This is a genomic window from Arthrobacter sp. Soil762 (assembly GCF_001428335.1).
GTDB lineage: Bacteria > Actinomycetota > Actinomycetes > Actinomycetales > Micrococcaceae > Arthrobacter.
Genome location: NZ_LMSG01000012.1, coordinates 252,097 through 270,124 on the forward strand (window position 1 = coordinate 252,097; position 18,028 = coordinate 270,124).

At 65.9% G+C, this 18,028-nt stretch carries 11 protein-coding genes; 4 read left to right on the forward strand and 7 right to left on the reverse strand.

The annotated features are described in order from the left end of the window. Positions 1-4: 4 nt before the first annotated feature. Positions 5-1,435: a family 4 glycosyl hydrolase gene (locus tag ASG77_RS09175; protein ID WP_056344208.1), complete on the forward strand. Its 1,431-nt coding sequence runs from the start codon at positions 5-7 to the stop codon at positions 1,433-1,435. Here ASG77_RS09175 and ASG77_RS09180 read toward each other — a convergent pair. Beyond that, positions 1,432-1,956, reverse strand: a complete 525-nt coding sequence (locus ASG77_RS09180) for a GNAT family N-acetyltransferase (RefSeq protein ID WP_056344210.1) — start codon at positions 1,954-1,956, stop codon at positions 1,432-1,434. The genes ASG77_RS09175 and ASG77_RS09180 overlap by 4 nt on opposite strands. Before the next feature lie 119 nt (positions 1,957-2,075). On the opposite strand from ASG77_RS09180, the gene mshA reads away from it, so the two are divergent. The 3 genes from mshA (at position 2,076) to ASG77_RS09195 (ending at position 6,300) form a co-directional block, all read left to right on the forward strand. Beyond that, the gene (gene mshA / locus ASG77_RS09185) at positions 2,076-3,350 is read left to right on the forward strand and encodes a D-inositol-3-phosphate glycosyltransferase (RefSeq protein ID WP_056344213.1); all 1,275 of its coding nucleotides are present in this window, start codon (positions 2,076-2,078) and stop codon (positions 3,348-3,350) included. A gap of 152 nt (positions 3,351-3,502) precedes the next feature. After that, positions 3,503-5,191, forward strand: a complete 1,689-nt coding sequence (locus ASG77_RS09190) for a formate--tetrahydrofolate ligase (RefSeq protein WP_056344217.1) — start codon at positions 3,503-3,505, stop codon at positions 5,189-5,191. A gap of 149 nt (positions 5,192-5,340) precedes the next feature. Next, positions 5,341-6,300 carry a DUF559 domain-containing protein gene (locus ASG77_RS09195; protein WP_056344219.1) on the forward strand — a complete coding sequence of 320 codons (960 nt, stop codon included), beginning with the start codon at positions 5,341-5,343 and terminating at the stop codon, positions 6,298-6,300. Between the two features lie 125 nt (positions 6,301-6,425). Here ASG77_RS09195 and ASG77_RS09200 read toward each other — a convergent pair whose 3' ends face one another. The 6 genes from ASG77_RS09200 to glgX form a co-directional block, all read right to left on the reverse strand. After that, a complete protein-coding gene (locus tag ASG77_RS09200; protein WP_056344223.1) occupies positions 6,426-7,511 on the reverse strand; it encodes an inositol-3-phosphate synthase in 1,086 nt (361 codons plus the stop codon). Between the two features lie 158 nt (positions 7,512-7,669). Next, the gene (gene mgrA / locus ASG77_RS09205; protein ID WP_056344228.1) at positions 7,670-8,707 is read right to left on the reverse strand and encodes an L-glyceraldehyde 3-phosphate reductase; all 1,038 of its coding nucleotides are present in this window, start codon (positions 8,705-8,707) and stop codon (positions 7,670-7,672) included. 82 nt (positions 8,708-8,789) lie between these two features. Then, the gene (locus tag ASG77_RS09210; RefSeq protein ID WP_156380239.1) at positions 8,790-11,549 is read right to left on the reverse strand and encodes a hypothetical protein; all 2,760 of its coding nucleotides are present in this window, start codon (positions 11,547-11,549) and stop codon (positions 8,790-8,792) included. A gap of 77 nt (positions 11,550-11,626) precedes the next feature. Beyond that, positions 11,627-13,417, reverse strand: a complete 1,791-nt coding sequence (gene treZ, locus ASG77_RS09215; protein ID WP_056344232.1) for a malto-oligosyltrehalose trehalohydrolase — start codon at positions 13,415-13,417, stop codon at positions 11,627-11,629. Further along, the gene (gene treY, locus ASG77_RS09220; protein WP_056344236.1) at positions 13,414-15,768 is read right to left on the reverse strand and encodes a malto-oligosyltrehalose synthase; all 2,355 of its coding nucleotides are present in this window, start codon (positions 15,766-15,768) and stop codon (positions 13,414-13,416) included. The genes treZ and treY overlap by 4 nt, the downstream gene beginning before the upstream one ends. Continuing rightward, positions 15,765-18,020 carry a glycogen debranching protein GlgX gene (gene glgX, locus ASG77_RS09225; protein WP_056344239.1) on the reverse strand — a complete coding sequence of 752 codons (2,256 nt, stop codon included), beginning with the start codon at positions 18,018-18,020 and terminating at the stop codon, positions 15,765-15,767. The genes treY and glgX overlap by 4 nt, the downstream gene beginning before the upstream one ends. Positions 18,021-18,028 lie beyond the last annotated feature (8 nt).

Consider the following 18,028-nt stretch of genomic DNA (forward strand, 5'->3'; position numbering starts at 1 on the left):
GACTATGCGGCTCATGATTGCCGGCGGCGGCGGATTCCGCGTGCCGCTTGTCTACCGGGCGTTGGCGTCCGGCGCGTTTGCGGGGCTGGTCAGCGAACTGGTGCTGTTCGACGTCGATCCCGCCCGCCTCAGCGCCATCAGCGCGGTTCTGCGCGCCATGCCCGAATCCGACGGCGGCCCCTACCGCGGCCCGAACGCAGGTGTCCAGCCCCCCGCCGTGCGCACCACCACGTCCCTGCCGGAGGCCCTGGCGGGTACCGACCTGGTTTTCGCCGCCATCCGTCCCGGCGGTACGGCCGGCCGGATCAAGGACGAACGCGTGGCCCAGGACCTTGGCCTGCTAGGCCAGGAGACCACCGGCGCGGGCGGCATCTCGTACGCCCTGCGCACCATCCCAGAGATGCTGCACCTGGCGCGGCAGATGCGGGAGTTCTGCCCGGACGCCTGGCTGATCAACTTCACCAACCCGGCCGGCATGGTCACCGAGGCCCTGCTGCCTGTCCTCGGCCGGAGGGTCATCGGGATCTGCGATTCGGCGGGCGGGCTGGTGCACCGGGCCGCGAACGCCGTCGGGATTCCGCTGCAGGACGGAAGGCTCGACGGCGTGGGCTACTACGGGCTGAACCATCTGGGCTGGCTGTACCGGCTGGAGTCCGGCGGCCGGGATGTGCTTCCCGGCCTGCTGTCAGACCCCGTTGCCCTCCACACCATCGAGGAAGGCCGGCTGTTCCCGCAGCCGTTCCTCGCGGAGCTTGGCGCCCTTCCCAACGAATACCTCTATTACTACTATCAGCGGGACGGCGCCGTCGCGGCCATGCGCTCCATGGCCCAGACCCGCGGCGAGTCCATCCACCACCAGCAGGCCGACCTGTACCCGCGGCTCGCCTCAGCCGGGGCGGAGGCGTACACATTGTGGGACGCCGCCCGCCGCTCGCGGGAGGAAGGCTACCTCGCGGAGGCGCGGACCCACGGTGAGCAGCGCGACGAGGACGACCTCGCCGGCGGCGGCTACGAACGCGTCGCCCTGGCCGTGATGCGCGCGTTGGCGGGGGCCGGGGACGCCCAGCTCATCCTCAACGCGCCCAACACGCTTCCGTCCGGTCCTGTCGGGGCGACCGCCCCCGGAAGCACCACCCCGAAACCGGCCATTCCGGGACTGCCGGCGGACGCCGTCGTCGAGGTCCCCTGCACCATAACGCCCGACGGCGCGGTTCCACTTCCGCAGTCAGCTCCGGGAGCGGAGCAACTCACGCTCCTCCAGCGGGTCAAGGAGGTGGAGCGGCTCACCGTCCGCGCAGCGACGCATGGAGACCGGGCGGCCGCCGTCGACGCTTTCGGCCGGCATCCCCTGGTGGACTCCCCTGCCCTCGGTGCCACGTTGCTGGCCGGCTACGAGCGCGCCTTCCCTGCACTGCGCGGGCTTTGGCGCGGCTAGAGCTTCCGGTACATCACGTGCAGGCCCACGTATCCCAGCGTCGGGTGGTTGAACGCCTCGGGAATGGTGGCGAGGATTTCGAAGCCCATCCCCTGCCAGGCGGCCACCGCGCGGACATTGCTTTCCACCACGGCGTTGAACTGCATGGCCCGGAAGCCCGCATCCCGTGCCGCCTCGAGGGAGTAGGCGCACAATGCCCGTGCCACGGCTTTGCCGCCGTGGCCGCTGTGGACCATGTAGCCGGCGTTGGCCACGTGGCTGCCCGCGCCGCCCTGGTTGGGATGCAGCTCGCCCGTGCCGATCACGCTGCCGTCGGCCGTCACGGCCACAAACGCCTGGCCGGGGGCGTCCTTGAACCAGCGGGCCCGGGCGTCGGCCTCAGTTGTGTCCCGGTCCCAGGTGAACGTCTCGCCGGACCGGATGACTGGCTCCAGTACGGCCCACATGCCGGGCCAGTCGGCGTCCTTGGCGGGGCGGATCGAGTATTCCGCGGAACTGTGCGGTGTTGTGGCTGCATTCACACGCGCCACGTTAGCAGCCGGCCACGTGCCGGGAGGCCGCCCGGGAGCGGCTGGAGTAGTGTTTTACCGAGTGGGCAACAGCGGGGCCCACGCCGCGCCAGCGGTGGGAAGGAGAAGCCATGACATTGATCCGCAGGGTCGCGTTACTCTCCCTCCACACCTCCCCGATGGAGCAGCCAGGCTCCGGCGACGCCGGCGGCATGAACGTCTACATCCGGGAACTGGCGTCCGCGCTCGCCGAGACCGGCGTAGAGGTGGAGATCTTCACGCGCTCCACGTCAGCCAACCAGGCCGCCGTCGAACATCCGGACCCCGGCGTGTGCGTCCACAACGTGCTGGCCGGGCCGCCGCGGAAGATCCCCAAGGAAGAACTGCCGGGGCTGCTGCACCACATGGTGGCCGAGATCGAGCAGATCCGCCAGCGCCAGCCGCACGGCCGCTACGACGTCATCCATTCGCACTATTGGGTGTCCGGAATCGCCGGCCTGGAGCTCTCGGAGCTCTGGGGCGTACCGCTGGTGCACACCATGCACACCATGGCCAAGGTCAAGAATCTCCTGCTGGAGTCCGGCGAACAGCCCGAGCCGCGGCGGCGCGAGGAGGGCGAGCACCGGATCGTCGACGGCGCCGCCCGCCTGATCGCCAACACCACCGCCGAAGCCGAAGAGCTGGTGTCCCACTACGGTGCCGATTACGACCGCATCGACGTGGCACCTCCCGGCGTGGACCTCAGCACCTTTACACCCGCGTTCCGCGCTCGTTCCCGGGCCGAACGCGGTGTTTCGCCGGGGACGTTCCACTTGGTGTTCGCCGGCCGGATCCAGCGGCTGAAGGGCCCGCAGGTCCTGCTCAAGGCCGCGGCCCTGCTGCGCGCCCGGCGGCCCGAGATCGATCTCCGGCTCACCATCCTGGGCGCCCTCAGCGGGAACAAGGATTTCAACCTCCGGCACCTGATCGCTGAGTCTGGAATGGACGACGTCGTCACGCACCTTCCGCCGGTCAGTGCGGCTGACTTGGCGTCCTGGTTCCGGGCGGCCGACGTTGTGGTGATGCCTTCCTACAGCGAATCGTTCGGGCTGGTGGCCATTGAGGCCCAAGCCTGCGGGACGCCCGTTGTGGGCACCCGTGTGGGCGGACTGTCCCGCGCCATCTGCCATGGCCGGACCGGGCTGCTGGTGGACGGGCACCATGCCAAGGACTGGGCGGACGCGCTCGAAGCCATGTACGACGATCCGGGCACCCGCGCCGATATGGGGCGGGCCGCGGCCATCCGGGCGGAGAACCTCGGGTGGAATCGCACTGCCGCCATCACGCTGGAAACGTACCACGCCGCCGTCGAACAACAGCTGGCCAGCCGGCTGACCCCGGCGTCCCCAACCCTCTCTCACCTTTAAGCCGTTTTCCCCCAACCCTCTCTCACCTTTAAGCCGTTTTCCCCCAACCCTCTCTCACCTTTAAGCCGTTTTTCCCCAACCCTCTCTCACGGCTGAGTCGTCGGCTGATAGATTGTCGCGCACAGTGTTCCGCACAGAGCCAAAGGACATCGATGTCTGAAAACAAGATCCTTAGCGATCTTGAGATCGCGCAAAAGGCCGCCATCCTGCCCATCGGGGAGATCGCGGAGCGGGCCGGGATCAATGCCGATGCCGTGGAACCGTATGGGCGTTACAAGGCGAAAATCGACCCCGCCCGGCTGCGGATTCCGGTGGGGAAGCCCGCCGGCAAAGTGGTCCTCGTCTCGGCCATGTCCCCCACCCCCGCAGGCGAGGGGAAGTCCACCACCACTGTGGGACTCGCCGACTCCCTGGCACGTGCGGGCCATAAGGTCATGATCGCGCTGCGTGAACCGTCCCTTGGCCCCATCCTGGGCATGAAGGGTGGTGCGGCCGGCGGCGGCTATTCCCAGGTCCTGCCCATGGACGAGATCAACCTGCATTTCACCGGTGACTTCCACGCGATCACCGCGGCCAACAACGCCCTTATGGCCCTTGTGGACAACCACATTTTTCAGGGCAACGAGCTGAACATCGATCCGCGGCGTATGACGTTTAAACGCGTCCTGGACATGAACGACCGCTCGCTCCGAGAAGTGGTCATCGGCCTTGGCGGGCCGGCGCAGGGCGTGCCGCGCCAGGACAGTTTCGACATTACGGCGGCCTCCGAGATCATGGCCGTCTTCTGCCTGGCCACGGACCTCGACGACCTTCGCAAGCGCCTGGGCCGAATCACCTTCGGCTACAGCTACGACCGCCGGCCGGTCACAGTGGCGGACCTTGACGTCCAGGGCGCCCTGACCATGCTGCTCAAGGACGCCCTCAAGCCGAACCTCGTCCAGACCATCGCGGGGACGCCCGCCCTGGTCCACGGCGGCCCCTTCGCGAACATCGCGCACGGCTGCAACTCCCTCATCGCCACTCGAACCGCGCAGCAGTTGGCCGACATCGTGGTCACGGAAGCCGGTTTCGGGGCGGACCTCGGCGCCGAAAAGTACATGGACATCAAGGCGCGCATCGCGGACGTGGCACCGTCCGCCGTCGTGGTGGTGGCGACGATCCGGGCGCTCAAGATGCATGGCGGCGTGCCGAAAGACCGGCTCAAGGAGCCGAACGCCGAGGGGCTGGCCGCCGGCGTCCGGAACTTAAAGCGGCACCTACAAAACGTCGAGAAGTTCGGCATCGCGCCCGTGGTGGCCATCAACAAGTTCGCCACGGACACGCCCGAAGAGCTGGAGTGGCTGCTTGCCTGGTGTGCGCAGCAGGGGGTGCCGGCTGCCGTCGCTGACGTCTGGGGCCGAGGCGGCGGGGGCGACGGCGGCGATGAGCTCGCGGCGAAGGTCGCCGTCGCGGTGGCAGCGCCGTCGGACTTCCGGCATCTGTATCCGCTGAACCTGTCAGTAGAGGACAAGATCCGTACGATCGTGCAGGAGATCTACGGGGCAGACGGCGTGGAATTCTCGGTGCCGGCACTCAAAAGGCTGGCTGACATCGAGAAGAACGGCTGGGGCGGAATGCCTGTGTGCATGGCGAAGACGCAGTATTCCTTCACCGACGACGCCTCGCAACTGGGCGCACCCAAGGGCTTCACCATCCATGTGCGCGACCTCATCCCCAAGACAGGCGCCGGTTTCATCGTGGCCCTGACCGGTGCCGTCATGACCATGCCCGGCCTGCCCAAAGAGCCCGCCGCGATGCGCATGGACGTCGACGCGCACGGCAACCCGGTCGGCCTCTTCTGACCTATCCCGCTACCGCCACCACGGACGCTCTCTCACATATGGGGGTGTTCAAACGAACCCTCTCTCACCTTTGGGGCCTTTCCAGGCAACGCTCTCTCACCTGTGGATAACTTCTGCGGGCCCCGGCGACTCTGAGGAACAATGCCGGTATGCACATGCAGACTGCGCTTCCCGCCACATTGGCATCCGGCCCGTTCACGCTCACGGACGCCACGGTCGAAGGCGTCCCTCGGAATCGTCTCCTTCGGCCCGACGTCGCGCATGTCAGCCGCGGACTGTACCGTCCCGCTGACTGGGATTTCGAACTTGAGGCTGCCGCCCGCGCGCTCTCGGCAGCCACTCCGGGTGCCTGGATCTCGCACGTGACGGCGGCACGCCTTCGCAGCTCGTGCCTTCCACCGTGGCTCTCCGACTCCACGGAACTGCATCTGAGCAAGCGGCGGTCCCTGCCGAGCGTTCGCCGCAAAGGCGTGATCGGACATACGGTGACCGCGGCTGATGACGAGGTCGAATCGGTTGACGGAATCCGCATCAGCACGCGGCCGCGCACCTGGCTGGACATGGCCCGCGTGCTGCCGTTGAAGGACCTCATATGCCTGGGTGACGAGTTGATCCGGTTGCCCCGGCAGGCGTTTGAAAACCGCGACGTACCGTTCACAACCGTTGAGGAATTGCGCGCCCTGACGAATCGGCACAAGAACCTGCAGGGAGTCGTCCGCGCCCGCGAAGCCCTGGAACTCATGCGCGTGGGAGCGGATTCCGGCCCGGAGACCCTGCTCAGGCTGGCAATGCTCGACGCTGGGGTGCCCGAGCCCCAGCTTCAGCTCAGGTTGCGCGAGGCAGACCCGCTGTCGCCGTCGGCGGATCTGGGATACCGCAGTCGGCGCGTGGCTATCCAGTACGACGGCGGCCATCACCTCATGCCCAAACAGCAGCTCAGTGATCGGCGACGGGACAAGACCTTCGAAGCCGCTGGCTGGACGGTCCTCCTTTTCGATAAGGAAGATCTGGCCGACGGATTCGAAGGCGCCGTCAGGATGATCAAGAGGGAACTGCGGTCCGCCTGGGTGGATCCCGCCGTCGCGTCGGGCTTTTCGCGCTCAAGGTAATGCGAGAGCGTCCGTCAAAAACGCCCCAAAAGTGAGAGAGCGTCCCAAGGGGCGTTAAACGCCGGACGCTCCCCCACCAAAGTGAGAGAGCGTCCGTCAAAAACCCACCAAAGGTGAGAGAGCGTTTAGCGCTCCAGGTCGCCGCGGATGAAGGCCTCGACCTTTTCACGGGCGAGGTCGTCGTTGAACTGCTCCGGCGGGGACTTCATGAAGTAGCTCGAGGCCGAGAGCAGCGGGCCGCCGATGCCGCGGTCCAGGCCGATCTTGGCGGCGCGGATGGCGTCGATGATCACGCCGGCGGAGTTGGGTGAGTCCCAGACCTCCAGCTTGTATTCGAGCGATACGGGGGCGTCACCGAAGTTGCGGCCTTCGAGGCGGACGAAGGCCCATTTGCGGTCGTCGAGCCACTGGACGTAGTCGGACGGGCCGATGTGGACGTTGCGCGGTGCAATGTCGGCTTCAACGTTGGAGGTCACGGCCTGGGTCTTGGAGATCTTCTTGGACTCGAGGCGGTCGCGTTCCAGCATGTTCTTGAAGTCCATGTTGCCGCCGACGTTCAGCTGGTACGTGCGGTCCAGGGTGACGCCGCGGTCTTCGAAGAGCTTGGCCATCACGCGGTGGGTGATGGTGGCACCGATCTGGCTCTTGATATCGTCGCCCACGATCGGCACGCCGGCAGCGGTGAACTTGTCGGCCCATTCCTTGGTGCCGGCGATGAACACGGGGAGGGCGTTGACGAACGCCACGCCGGCGTCGATGGCAGCCTGCGCGTAGAAGTGCGCTGCATCCTCGGAACCAACCGGGAGGTAGCAGACCATAACGTCTGCCTTGGATTCGCGGAGCGCGGCGACGATGTCCACGGGCTCTTCGGCGGACTGTTCGATGGTCTCGAGGTAGTACTTGCCGAGCCCGTCGAGGGTGTGGCCGCGCTGGACGGTCACACCTGTCGGGGGCACGTCGGCGATCTTGATGGTGTTGTTCTCGCTGGCCAGGATGGCGTCGGCGAGGTCCACGCCCACCTTCTTGCCGTCAACATCAAAAGCGGCAACAAACTGGACATCGTTGACGTGGTACTTGCCGAACTCCACGTGCATCAGACCCGGGATCGTGGCCTGGGGATCGGCGTCACGGTAATACTGCACGCCCTGGACGAGCGAGGCGGCGCAGTTACCCACACCAACGATGGCAACACGAATCGGATTTGCAGACACGGAGCTCCTTTGAAGACAACTTCAGCCGCCAGGACGGTCAGTACCGGAAAGTACGACGGCGGCACGCTGGCAGTGCGCCATTCGGCGCCTTTTCATCTTACCCAACCAAGCGGGGGCCGGGATTGTTCCCGGCCCCCGTCAGTTGAAGCGTTAGGTTGTTACTTCTGCTTCCATAGGTTGATGTCCGACTCGACGGCGAACTCGTCGATGGCCTTGACCTCGTCTGCGGTGAAGTCCAGGTTGTTGATGGCGGACAGGGTGTCTTCCAGTTGCCGGACGCTGGAAGCGCCGACGAGTGCGGATGTCACGGAGGAGCCCTTGCCCTGATCGCGGAGGATCCAGCCGATCGCCATCTGCGCCAGGCTCTGGCCCCGACCCTCGGCGATCCGGTTGAGCCCGCGCACACGGTCCAGGTTCTCGGGAGTGATCATGGCTTCGTCCAGGGACTTCTGCTGCGCTGCCCGGGAGTCTGCGGGCACGCCGTTGAGGTAGCGGCCCGTGAGCATCCCCTGGGCCAGCGGCGAGAAGGCGATGCAGCCGGCGTCCACCTGCTCCAAGGCCTCGTAGAGGTTGGGGCTGCCGTTCTCGGTCCAGCGGTTCAGCATGGAGTAGCTCGGCTGGTGGATCAGCAGCGGCGTGCCCAGTTCCTTCAGGATCCGCGCCGCCTCGAGAGTCTGGGCCGGGGTGTAGGACGAGATACCCGCGTACAGCGCCTTGCCCGAGCGGACTGCCTGGTCCAGCGCGCCCATGGTCTCTTCCATCGGCGTTTCCGGGTCCGGGCGGTGGCTGTAGAAGATGTCAACGTAATCCAGGCCCATACGCTCCAGGGACTGGTCCAGGCTGGCCAGCAGGTACTTGCGGGAGCCAAAGTTGCCGTACGGTCCGGGCCACATGTCGTAGCCGGCCTTGCTGGAGATGATGAGTTCGTCGCGGTACGGCTTGAAGTCGTCCTTGAAGTGGCGGCCGAAGTTGGTCTCGGCGGCGCCGTAGGGCGGTCCGTAGTTGTTCGCGAGGTCGAAGTGGGTGACGCCCAGGTCGAAGGCGCGGCGCAGGATGGCGCGCTGAACTTCGAAGGGCTTGTCGTCGCCGAAGTTGTGCCACAGGCCAAGGGAAATGGCCGGCAGCTTCAGCCCGCTGCGTCCGACGCGGCGGTAGGGCATGGATTCATAGCGGTTTTCCGCGGCTGAATAAGTCATACATACCATCCTGCCATCTGTGACGCGCGCGACAGACCGCAAGGCCCCGGGTTACGGCCGCGGAGCCGGCGGAGCCGGCAGATCAAGTGGAAATCAGGGCGTTCCTGGCCGTGGTGTACGCAGCCGTCGACAGGTAATTCCCGTGAGTCGCAACATCCTCCATGTAACCGCCGGGCTCAAACTCCTCGGCAATGCAGTCCCGCTGCCCCGGGCCGGTGCAGAAGGAATCGATGGGAAAACCCAGATAGTCGGTGCGGCGCCAGATATTGATCCAGTGATTTCGTGGCGGGCTGGGTTCTGCATTGCCCCAATCCCCGTTGAGCAGGGACGCCAGTGTGTATTTCCCGTGCTCAGTCACGTGCATTTGGTTGGCCAGGACGAAATCCCGTGAAACCTGCGTGATCCACGGATCTGCCCGATGTAAGGCTGGACCTGCCGATGGCACTGTGCTGACCACAGCTGGTCCCAGCAGTTCGGGAAAGAACCGCCCGAAGTAGGACCGGAGCTGGACCCCATAGGTGAGCAGCCGGATCCGCGTAAAGTCCGTTTCCGGCGACGTCGCCTTCAGATGAAACAAAGCAGCGATGGCCAGGACGGCACCGAGGCTATGTGCCGAAACCACAATCTGGGCGTCTTTCCGGTTTGCCGGCTGTAACCATGCGGCCATCCTGTCGCTGAGTTCTGGTACCACCCGTTCGCCATAGCAAGGGGGTGCAAAGGGATGCGCTGCCCGGGGAAGGAAACAGATGATGTCCCAAATGAGCGATAGCGGCCGGTCTTTGGAGGACGCGGCGTTTCCGATGGCGAGCCCCAGCACCAGGACAGCACCTGCCACGACTCCCCAGCCGGCGAGATTCAGGTTCACGAATACGGCAATGTCATTGAACCACGCCTGCAGTGCCGAATCATTGGGCGTGCGGCCTCGCGCCGCGCTGGCGGCCAGGCTGACTGTCACGGCCAACCACACAAGGAGGACCACAATCCAGACGGCAGGCTCACCGCGCTGCGCCAGGGAGGACCACCTCTGCCTGTCTGCCACCCTTTGCAGGCGCGGCTCAAGCGATTCCGGCATCTTGCGGGGCCTGAATTCCCCGGGCTCGCCGGGAGGCATACCGACGCCGGAATCATAGGCGCTCGGGTACGCAATGATGCGGCGTTTGAACAGATGCACCACGGCCCAAAAGGCAACCACCGCCACAGCAACCACGATGGCCACCAGCAGGACACCGGCAAACATCCGGTACGCCGTGGGCACAGTGATTTCTCCCAGCGCGGTGCTCTCGGTGACAGAACGCCATACCGGATTTTGCGCGAGGACCTGACCCACAGTTCGCGGACTCCGCAGAAATTCGGCGACGCCGACCACAAGGCTCCCGCTAAGGAACGAGGCAAACATGACCGCCAGGAGCATGAATACCCCGGGCCCAAAGCCGAACCAACCTTCGTGCTCGAAAACGGCAATGCTGCGCCGGCGCATTCTGAGGAGGTCCACGGCCAGCACCAGCCCCGCCACAACTGGAACTAGAAGAATGAGGTCGTTTCCGGGGATGAGGGACCAGGCCAGCAAGGCTGCGGTGGAAATCGAGATTAGTACGAACGCCCTGCTCGCCCGCACACCTGAGCGCGTCACGGCAGCCGACAAACTCAGGATGGTCAGCAGCGCGAGGAGTACTAGAGGCGCCACGCGGGTGCCGGCGAAGGCCCGGGTGACTGTGTCGTCCGGCGTCGCGAAGCAGGCGATGCCGAGTGTTACAGCCAGATGCAGCACCACAGCCACCATGACTAAGCCCGCGGCTTGCTTGCGCTTGAGCGCCGTTTCGACCGGTGCACGGACTTCCGATGACCACGCCACGACCAATACGGCCACCATGAACAACAAAAGGCCGCCTGCCACGAGGAGCGCCATTTCCAGCGCACGTTCACCCGTGCGGCTCAGGGTTTCAGAAATACAGCCGGGGTTGAACCACTGGCCTGCACCGGTGCATTCCGGCGACCGCACAGCGGCGACGGAGTCTGCGTTAATCAGCAGCGCTACGAACGAAAAGCACGCTGCAATGTGAACCACTCCTGTGGACGAAGAAACGAACCTTCGATCCCAGAATCCGGAAGCGGCAAGAATGGGCGGCTTGACGGCGCCAGCTACAGTTTCCTCCGAGCCGCGAGCTTCGGCATGCAGTGTACGCCGTCGGTATTTGGCGTTGGACAAAAGGGAAATTGCGAACAGTAGACCCATGCCCAGCAACGGCACTGACGCCATCACGGTAAGTCGCTGCCCTCGAGTCATGTTCCGAAGCATGTCAGCAGGACCAGGAAGTTGGTTGCAGACCGACACGCCTGGCACACCCTCGAGGCGGCGGAAGCATTGCACCGCCAGCAGGTCGAAGGCCACCGTGCACAGCGCCGCGGTGTAGAACACACTCAGAAGCAAGGCAAACAGTCGCACCGTTCCCGCTCCGTTGCCTGCCGCGAGTTGGCTGCCTCCCTTTGGCCCGTCCTTTTGTAGTCGGCGCGCCCAGTAGGCCGCATTAGCCAGACCGAAGGGCAGCAGCAAAAACCAGGCCAGATTGCTTGCAACAGCACCGATCTTGCCAAAAGTACTGGCGACCGGCGCCGTCCGTGCCAGCTTTCCCCAGCTGTAGGCTTCCACATAAGTTGGCCCCGCAGAGGGAGCCTTCGTCGTAAAGAAACCGCCGAGTTCGTCGCCCTGAACCCTGGTGACGTCGGCGACTTCGCAGCGGAGGAGTTCATGGGGCGGGGTATTGCGGATGCCATGGATCCGCAACTCAAGCGTGGCAGGAACCTTGGATGCGTTGTTCACCGGGTAACCCATGACGGCCTCCATCGCCCGCAAACCACCGAGCCGCCCATCACGGCTGGTCAGTACGCGAATCGTACGCCCGGGTAACTCCAGTGTCTACGTTAACTCGAGGCTACTTCTGCCCCAATAGCCAGCACCGCCCCACTGTGCGCCGAGATCAGGAACGCATCCCCATCCAGCGAAGAAGCCTCGTCCGTCGACAGCAGCACCGTGCCCCGCACACCGTCCACGCGCACAGGCGACGCCGAGAAGTTCAGCAGCACCTCCACGGACCCGCGCCGGAAACGCAACCAGCCGGCGTCGTCGTCGAACATCACGTCCGTTTCCGCGAACCCCAGGCCGGCCAGTTCGGGGTAAGCGCGCCGCAGCGCGGTCAACGAGCGGTACAGCGACAGGAGGCGCGCATGGTCGCCGTCAGCAGCCTCCGCCCAGTTGAGCTTGGAGCGCCGGAACGTTTCGGGATCCTGCGGATCGGGGACGACGGCGGGATCCCACCCCATGCGCTCGAACTCGCGGATCCTGCCCTCCGCCGTAGCCTTGCCCAGCTCCGGCTCGGGATGCGACGTGAAAAACTGCCAGGGCGTGGAGGCACCGAATTCCTCACCCATAAACAGCATGGGCGTAAAGGGCGAGGTCAGCGTCAGCACTGCGGCCACAGCCAGCGGACCGTACGGCAGGGACTGGGACAGCCTGTCCCCGATGGCCCGGTTGCCGATCTGGTCGTGGTTCTGGCTGCACACCACCAGGGCAGCGGGGTGGACCAGCGAGGAGTTGATGGGCCGGCCGTGATGGCGTCCGCGGAAGCTGGAGTAGCTGCCGTCGTGCAGAAAACCGTCCTTGAGGACCTTGGCCAGCACGCCGATCGACGCGAAGTCGCCGTAATACCCAGCGGTCTCGCCGCTGACGTTGACGTGCACCGCGTGGTGGAAGTCGTCGCTCCACTGCCCGGCGAGGCCGTAGCCGTTGGCGTCGCGGGGGTAGATCAGCCGCGGATTGTTGAGGTCCGATTCGGCGATGAGGGTCTTCGGAAGCCCGGTCTCCGCCGAAATGACATCGCCCAGCGCCCCGAACTCTTCCAGGAGGTGCACGGCCCGCTCGTCGCGCAGCGCGTGGACGGCATCCAGGCGCAGGCCGTCCACGTGATAGTCGCGCAGCCACAGGGCTGCATTGTCCAGGATGTATTCACGCACGACGTCGGATCCCGGGCCATCGAGGTTGACCGAATCGCCCCACGTGTTGGCGTCGCCCTGCTTGAGGTACGGGCCGAATCTGGACAGGTAGTTGCCGCTCGGTCCCAGGTGGTTGTAAACCACATCCTGGATGACGCCCAGCCCGGCAGCGTGGGCGGCGTCCACAAAACGCTGGTAGGCCGAGGGCCCGCCGTAGCCTTCGTGGACCGCGAACCACTGGACGCCGTCGTAGCCCCAGTTGTGGGTGCCGTTGAACCCGTTGACCGGCAGCAGCTCCACAAAATCGATGCCAAGGTCCGCGAGATAGCCGAGCTTCTCCGCGGCCGCATCGAGTGTTCCCGCAGGCGTGAAGGTTCCCACGTGGAGTTCGTAGATGACCGAGCCGCGCAGTTCCTTCCCCTGCCAGCCGGCATCCTGCCAGGCATAGGAACCGGGATCGTACGTGCGGGACAGCGCATGGACGCCATCCGGGAGGCGGCGCGACCGGGGGTCGGGCAACGGGTGGGCGTCGCCGTCGAGCAGGTAGCCGTAGTCCACGTCTGCATCCGCCGGCGCGTCCGGCGCGGACCACCAGCCGTCTGCGCCGGGGGCCGCGGATACCTGCTTCATCGGGTAACGCTGCCCGTTGGCGAGCAGCGAGACGGCCGAAGCGTCCGGGGCCCAGACATCGAACCGGCCGGAACCGTGGTGCGTCAGGCTCATGCGTTCTCTCCGTTCACGGGCGCGAGCAGCGCCACAGGGTATTGCTGGAGGATGCCGGCCACCGGCACCGGGCCGGGGCCGTGCGTCCGTCCCGTGAGTTCGTCCCGCATGGCGGTGGAAAGTTCGACGGCGGTATCCCGCCACCCGCCGGCGCGTTCCAGTCCGACGGGAAGCCGCGTTGCCAGGGTCAAGGCGCCGGGTGTGGCGCCAGTGCCGGTGCTGTCCTCCCCGCGGTCGAAGGCCACCAGATGGTCCGCCGCAGCGTGGGAAGCCAGAACGGGCCGGTAGCCCAGGAACAGTTCGGGCCGGTCCCTGCGGAGCCGGAGCGCCCGGGAGGTCAGCAGCAGTTTCGTGGTCTCGTCCCGGAAGTCCGCCAGACTTGTGCCGGCATCCAGTGCGGCCAAAGCTGCCGCCCGGCGCTCAAAGTCGACAGCCCGCCGGTTGTCCGGATCCGCCAGCGACCGGTCCCGGAATTCAGTGCCCTGGTACACGTCCGGTACCCCCGGCATGGTCAACTGGAGCAGCTTCAGGGACAGCGAGTTGGCGGCGGCAAAGGCATCCGTCCGGGCGACGAAGTCCTCGATCACCGTGGTGACCCGGGCGTCGTCGAACGCCGCATCCACAGCAGCCGTGACCCGTGCTTCGAACGTCTCGTCCGGATCCGTCCACGTGGTGGAGTTGGCTGCCTCCCGGGCCGCCTTCTCAGCATAGGCCTGCAGCCGTTCCCGCGACGCCGGCCACGCACCGATGACCGCCTGCCACAGCAGGTTCTCGAACGGGCCGTCGGGCACCGGGGCGAGCCCGCGAAGGGTGTCCAGGGTTGCGGCCCACTCGTCCGGCAGTTCGGCGATCACGGAAATCCGTGCCCGGGTGTCCTCGCTGCGCTTGGTGTCGTGCGTGGTCAATGTGGTCATGGACAGCGGCAGGGACTCCTGGCGCTCGGCCATCCGCCGGTGGAACTCTTCCGGGGCCAGCGAGAAGTGGGAAGGGTCCGCTCCCACTTCCGTCAGTGTCCCCAGGCGGGTGTAGCGGTAGAACGCCGTGTCCTCCACACCCTTGGCCATCACCATGCCGGACGTCTGCTGGAAACGCCGGCCCAGTTCGGTCTCGGGTTTCAGCAGCAGGGGCAGCAGCACGTCCAGCACATTGGCCAGGTCAGGGCGCTGGCGGGCCGCAGCCGCGCAGGCCTCGCGCAGCACGTTCTCACCCGTGGGCAGGTACGTGCGGTACACGGGGAAGGCCGCGATGACCTGGGCCAGGGCATCCGCCGCGACGTCCTCGGAAAGACCCGGCGGCAGGCCCTCGTCAGAAGGAACAAGGCGGGCCAGCCGCAGGATCTCGGACCGCAGCATGCCGTCCGCCACGGCGCGCTTGGTCCCCAGGATCATGCCCGCATAGTCCGCAGGCTCGCCGGAGCGCAGCTGTGCATCCAACGCGTCCAACGCAGCCTCGCCGGCCGGGTCCACCAGCAGGCGGTCCAGGTCAGCCAGGGCGTCGTAACCGGTGGTCCCCTCGCAGGCGAATTCCGTCGGGAGCTCCTCCCCCGGCTCCAGGATCTTCTCTACCAGGACGTATGCTCCGCCGCTGAGGTCCTTGAGCCAGCGAAGGTACCCGGCAGGATCCGCCAGGCCGTCCGGGTGGTCCACGCGCAGCCCGTCAACCAGGCCGTCGTCGAACCAGCGCTTCACCTCGGCATGGGCCTGGTCGAAGACCCACGGGTCCTCCACCCGGATGCCTGCCAGCGTGTTGACCGCGAAGAACCGCCGGTAGTTCAGCTCGCTGTCCGCCCGGCGCCAGGAGACGAGTTGGTAATGCTGCCGGTCATGCACAGCCCGCGGGGAGTCGCCGTCGGCGTATGTACCCGCGGCCAACGGAAAGCGGTGGCCGTAATAGTGCAGCTCGCCATCCGCAACCTCCAGAAGCCCCAGGTCGTCATCGCTGCCCAGGACGGGGATCCGGATCCGGCCGGCACCAAAGTCCCAGTCGACGTCGAACGCGCCCGCGTACGGCGAGCCGCGCCCTTCCTGCAGCAGCGACCACCACCACGGGTTCTGCGCCGGCGAGGCCACGCCCACATGGTTGGGGACGATGTCCACCAGCACGCCCATGCCATGCTCCCGTGCTGCTGCGGATAGTGCCAGCAGGCCTTCCGGGCCGCCCCGCTCCGGGTCCACCGATGACGGGTCCGTCACGTCATAGCCGTGATCGGAACCATGTTCCGCCGTCAGGATCGGCGACAGGTAGACCCAATCCACGCCCAGTGATTTCAGGTACGGAACGGTCGCGGCCGCATCAAAGAGCGTGAAGCTGCTGCGTATCTGGAGCCGGTAGGTGGACGCCGGAACCTTCACTTGGCGCCGCCCTTCCGGTCCCCCACTTTCGTGGTCTTCCCGTGCTCGGCCACCATGGGTGTGCTGAGGGACTCGGTCTCGCTGGTGGCGGTCTGCGACAGCGCGGCGAGCGATGCGGCTACGGAATGGTCCGGTTCAACATCGGGAACACTGTGGGCGCGGAGGACCACCAGCGACTTTGCGTCCACCGGCAGGGCCCCACCGGCCTGGACCGGTTCGGTGTCCGCGTTGTGGCCGGCGGTATCGATGATGATGTCCCAGGCCGGCGCGTATTCGTCGGCCGGCAGCGTGAAATTCACCATGTCGTCGTGGGCGTTGAAGTACAGCAGGAAGTTCACGTCCGTGATCCGGCGGCCGCGGGCATCCTTGCCGCGGATTCCGTCGCCGTTGAGGAAAACGCCTACCGAGCGGCCGAAGCCGCTGTCCCAGTCCTCCGGCTGCATGGTGTCGCCGTCAACATCGAGCCATACGATGTCCGGCAGCCGTTCGCCTTCGCCTCTGCGGACGGGGCGGCCGTCGAAGAACCTGCTCCGGCGGAACGTGGGGTGCTTGGCGCGGAGCGCGTTGACGGCGGCGGTGAACTCGACGAGTGGCTGGTCGATGTTCTCCCAGTTGACCCAAGTCAGTTCCGAATCCTGGCAGTAGCCGCTGTTGTTGCCCTGCTGGGTGCGTCCCATTTCGTCACCGTGCAGCAGCATGGGCACACCTTGGGACAGGAGCAGCGAGGCGATGAAGTTCCGCTGCTGGCGGGCGCGCAGCCCCAGGACAGCGGGATCATCCGTGGGGCCTTCAGCGCCGCAGTTCCAGGACCGGTTGTGGGATTCGCCGTCGTTGTTGTCCTCGCCGTTGGCGTCGTTGTGCTTCTCGTTGTAGGACACCAGGTCTGCCAGCGTGAAGCCGTCATGGGCGGTGACAAAGTTGATCGATGCGACGGGCCGGCGGCCCGAGTGCTCGTACAGGTCGGCGGAGCCGGTGAGGCGGGAGGCGAATTCGCCCAGCGTGGCTGGTTCGCCGCGCCAGAAGTCGCGGACGGTGTCGCGGTACTGGCCGTTCCACTCCGTCCACTGCGGCGGGAAGTTGCCCACCTGGTAGCCGCCGGGACCCACATCCCAGGGCTCGGCGATGAGCTTGACCTGGGACACCACCGGGTCCTGCTGGATGAGTTCGAAGAAGGTGGAGAGCTTGTCCACGTCGTAGAACTCGCGGGCCAAAGTGGAGGCGAGGTCGAAGCGGAAGCCGTCCACGTGCATTTCGGTGACCCAGTACCGCAAGGAATCCATGAGCAGCTGCAGCGAGTGAGGCTGGCGGACATTGAGCGAATTGCCGGTGCCCGTGTAGTCCATGTAGTGCTTCTCGTCGCCCTCCATGAGGCGGTAGTAGGAGGCGTTGTCGATGCCCTTGAAGGACAGCGTGGGGCCCAGGTGGTTGCCCTCGGCGGTGTGGTTGTACACAACGTCAAGGATCACCTCGATGCCGGCGCGGTGCAGGGTGCGGACCATGGCTTTGAAGTCCTGGACCTGCTGGCCGGTGTCGCCGGTGGAGCTGTAGGTGTTCTGCGGCGCGAAGAAGCCGATGGTGTTGTAGCCCCAGTAGTTGTTCAGGCCCTTGTCCTTCAGGGTTCCCTCGTTGACGAACTGGTGCACCGGCATCAGCTCGATCGCGGTGATGCCCAGTTTCTGCAGGTGCGCGATGACCGACGGGTGTGCCACGCCGGCGTAGGTGCCGCGCTGCTCTTCGGGGATCTCCGGGTGGAGCTGGGTCAGGCCCTTGACGTGGGCCTCGTAAATGACCGACTTGTGGTACGGAATGCGGAGGTTATGGTCGCCGTCCCAGTCGAAGAACGGGTTGATCACCACGCCCATCATCATGTGCGGCGCGGAGTCCTCATTGTTGATGGAGTCCGGGTCACCCAGGTTGTAGGAGAAGAGCGCCGGCTCCCAGTCCATCTGCCCGTGCACGGCTTTGGCGTAGGGGTCCAGGAGCAGTTTGTTGGGGTTGAAGCGGTTGCCGGAGTCCGGGTCGTAGGGCCCGTGGACGCGGTAGCCGTACTTCTGGCCGGGCTGGACCTGCGGGACGTAGCCGTGCCACACGTAGCCGTCCACTTCATCGAGCCGGAACCGGGTTTCCACGCCGTCGTCATCGAAGAGGCACAGCTCTACCTTTTCGGCGCGTTCGCTGAACAAAGCGAAGTTCGTGCCGGTCCCGTCAAAAGTGGCGCCAAGCGGATATGCCGTTCCGGGCCAGATTTCCATGCGTACTC

Coding starts and splice junctions, on each gene's coding strand:
- ASG77_RS09195 (WP_056344219.1), top strand. CDS start 5,341: ATGCACATGCAGACTGCGCTTCCCGCCACATTGGCATCCGGCCCGTTC.
- ASG77_RS09190 (WP_056344217.1), top strand. CDS start 3,503: ATGTCTGAAAACAAGATCCTTAGCGATCTTGAGATCGCGCAAAAGGCC.
- glgX (WP_056344239.1), bottom strand. CDS start 18,020: ATGGAAATCTGGCCCGGAACGGCATATCCGCTTGGCGCCACTTTTGAC.
- mshA (WP_056344213.1), top strand. CDS start 2,076: ATGACATTGATCCGCAGGGTCGCGTTACTCTCCCTCCACACCTCCCCG.
- ASG77_RS09175 (WP_056344208.1), top strand. CDS start 5: ATGCGGCTCATGATTGCCGGCGGCGGCGGATTCCGCGTGCCGCTTGTC.
- ASG77_RS09210 (WP_156380239.1), bottom strand. CDS start 11,549: ATGGAGGCCGTCATGGGTTACCCGGTGAACAACGCATCCAAGGTTCCT.
- treZ (WP_056344232.1), bottom strand. CDS start 13,417: ATGAGCCTGACGCACCACGGTTCCGGCCGGTTCGATGTCTGGGCCCCG.
- mgrA (WP_056344228.1), bottom strand. CDS start 8,707: ATGACTTATTCAGCCGCGGAAAACCGCTATGAATCCATGCCCTACCGC.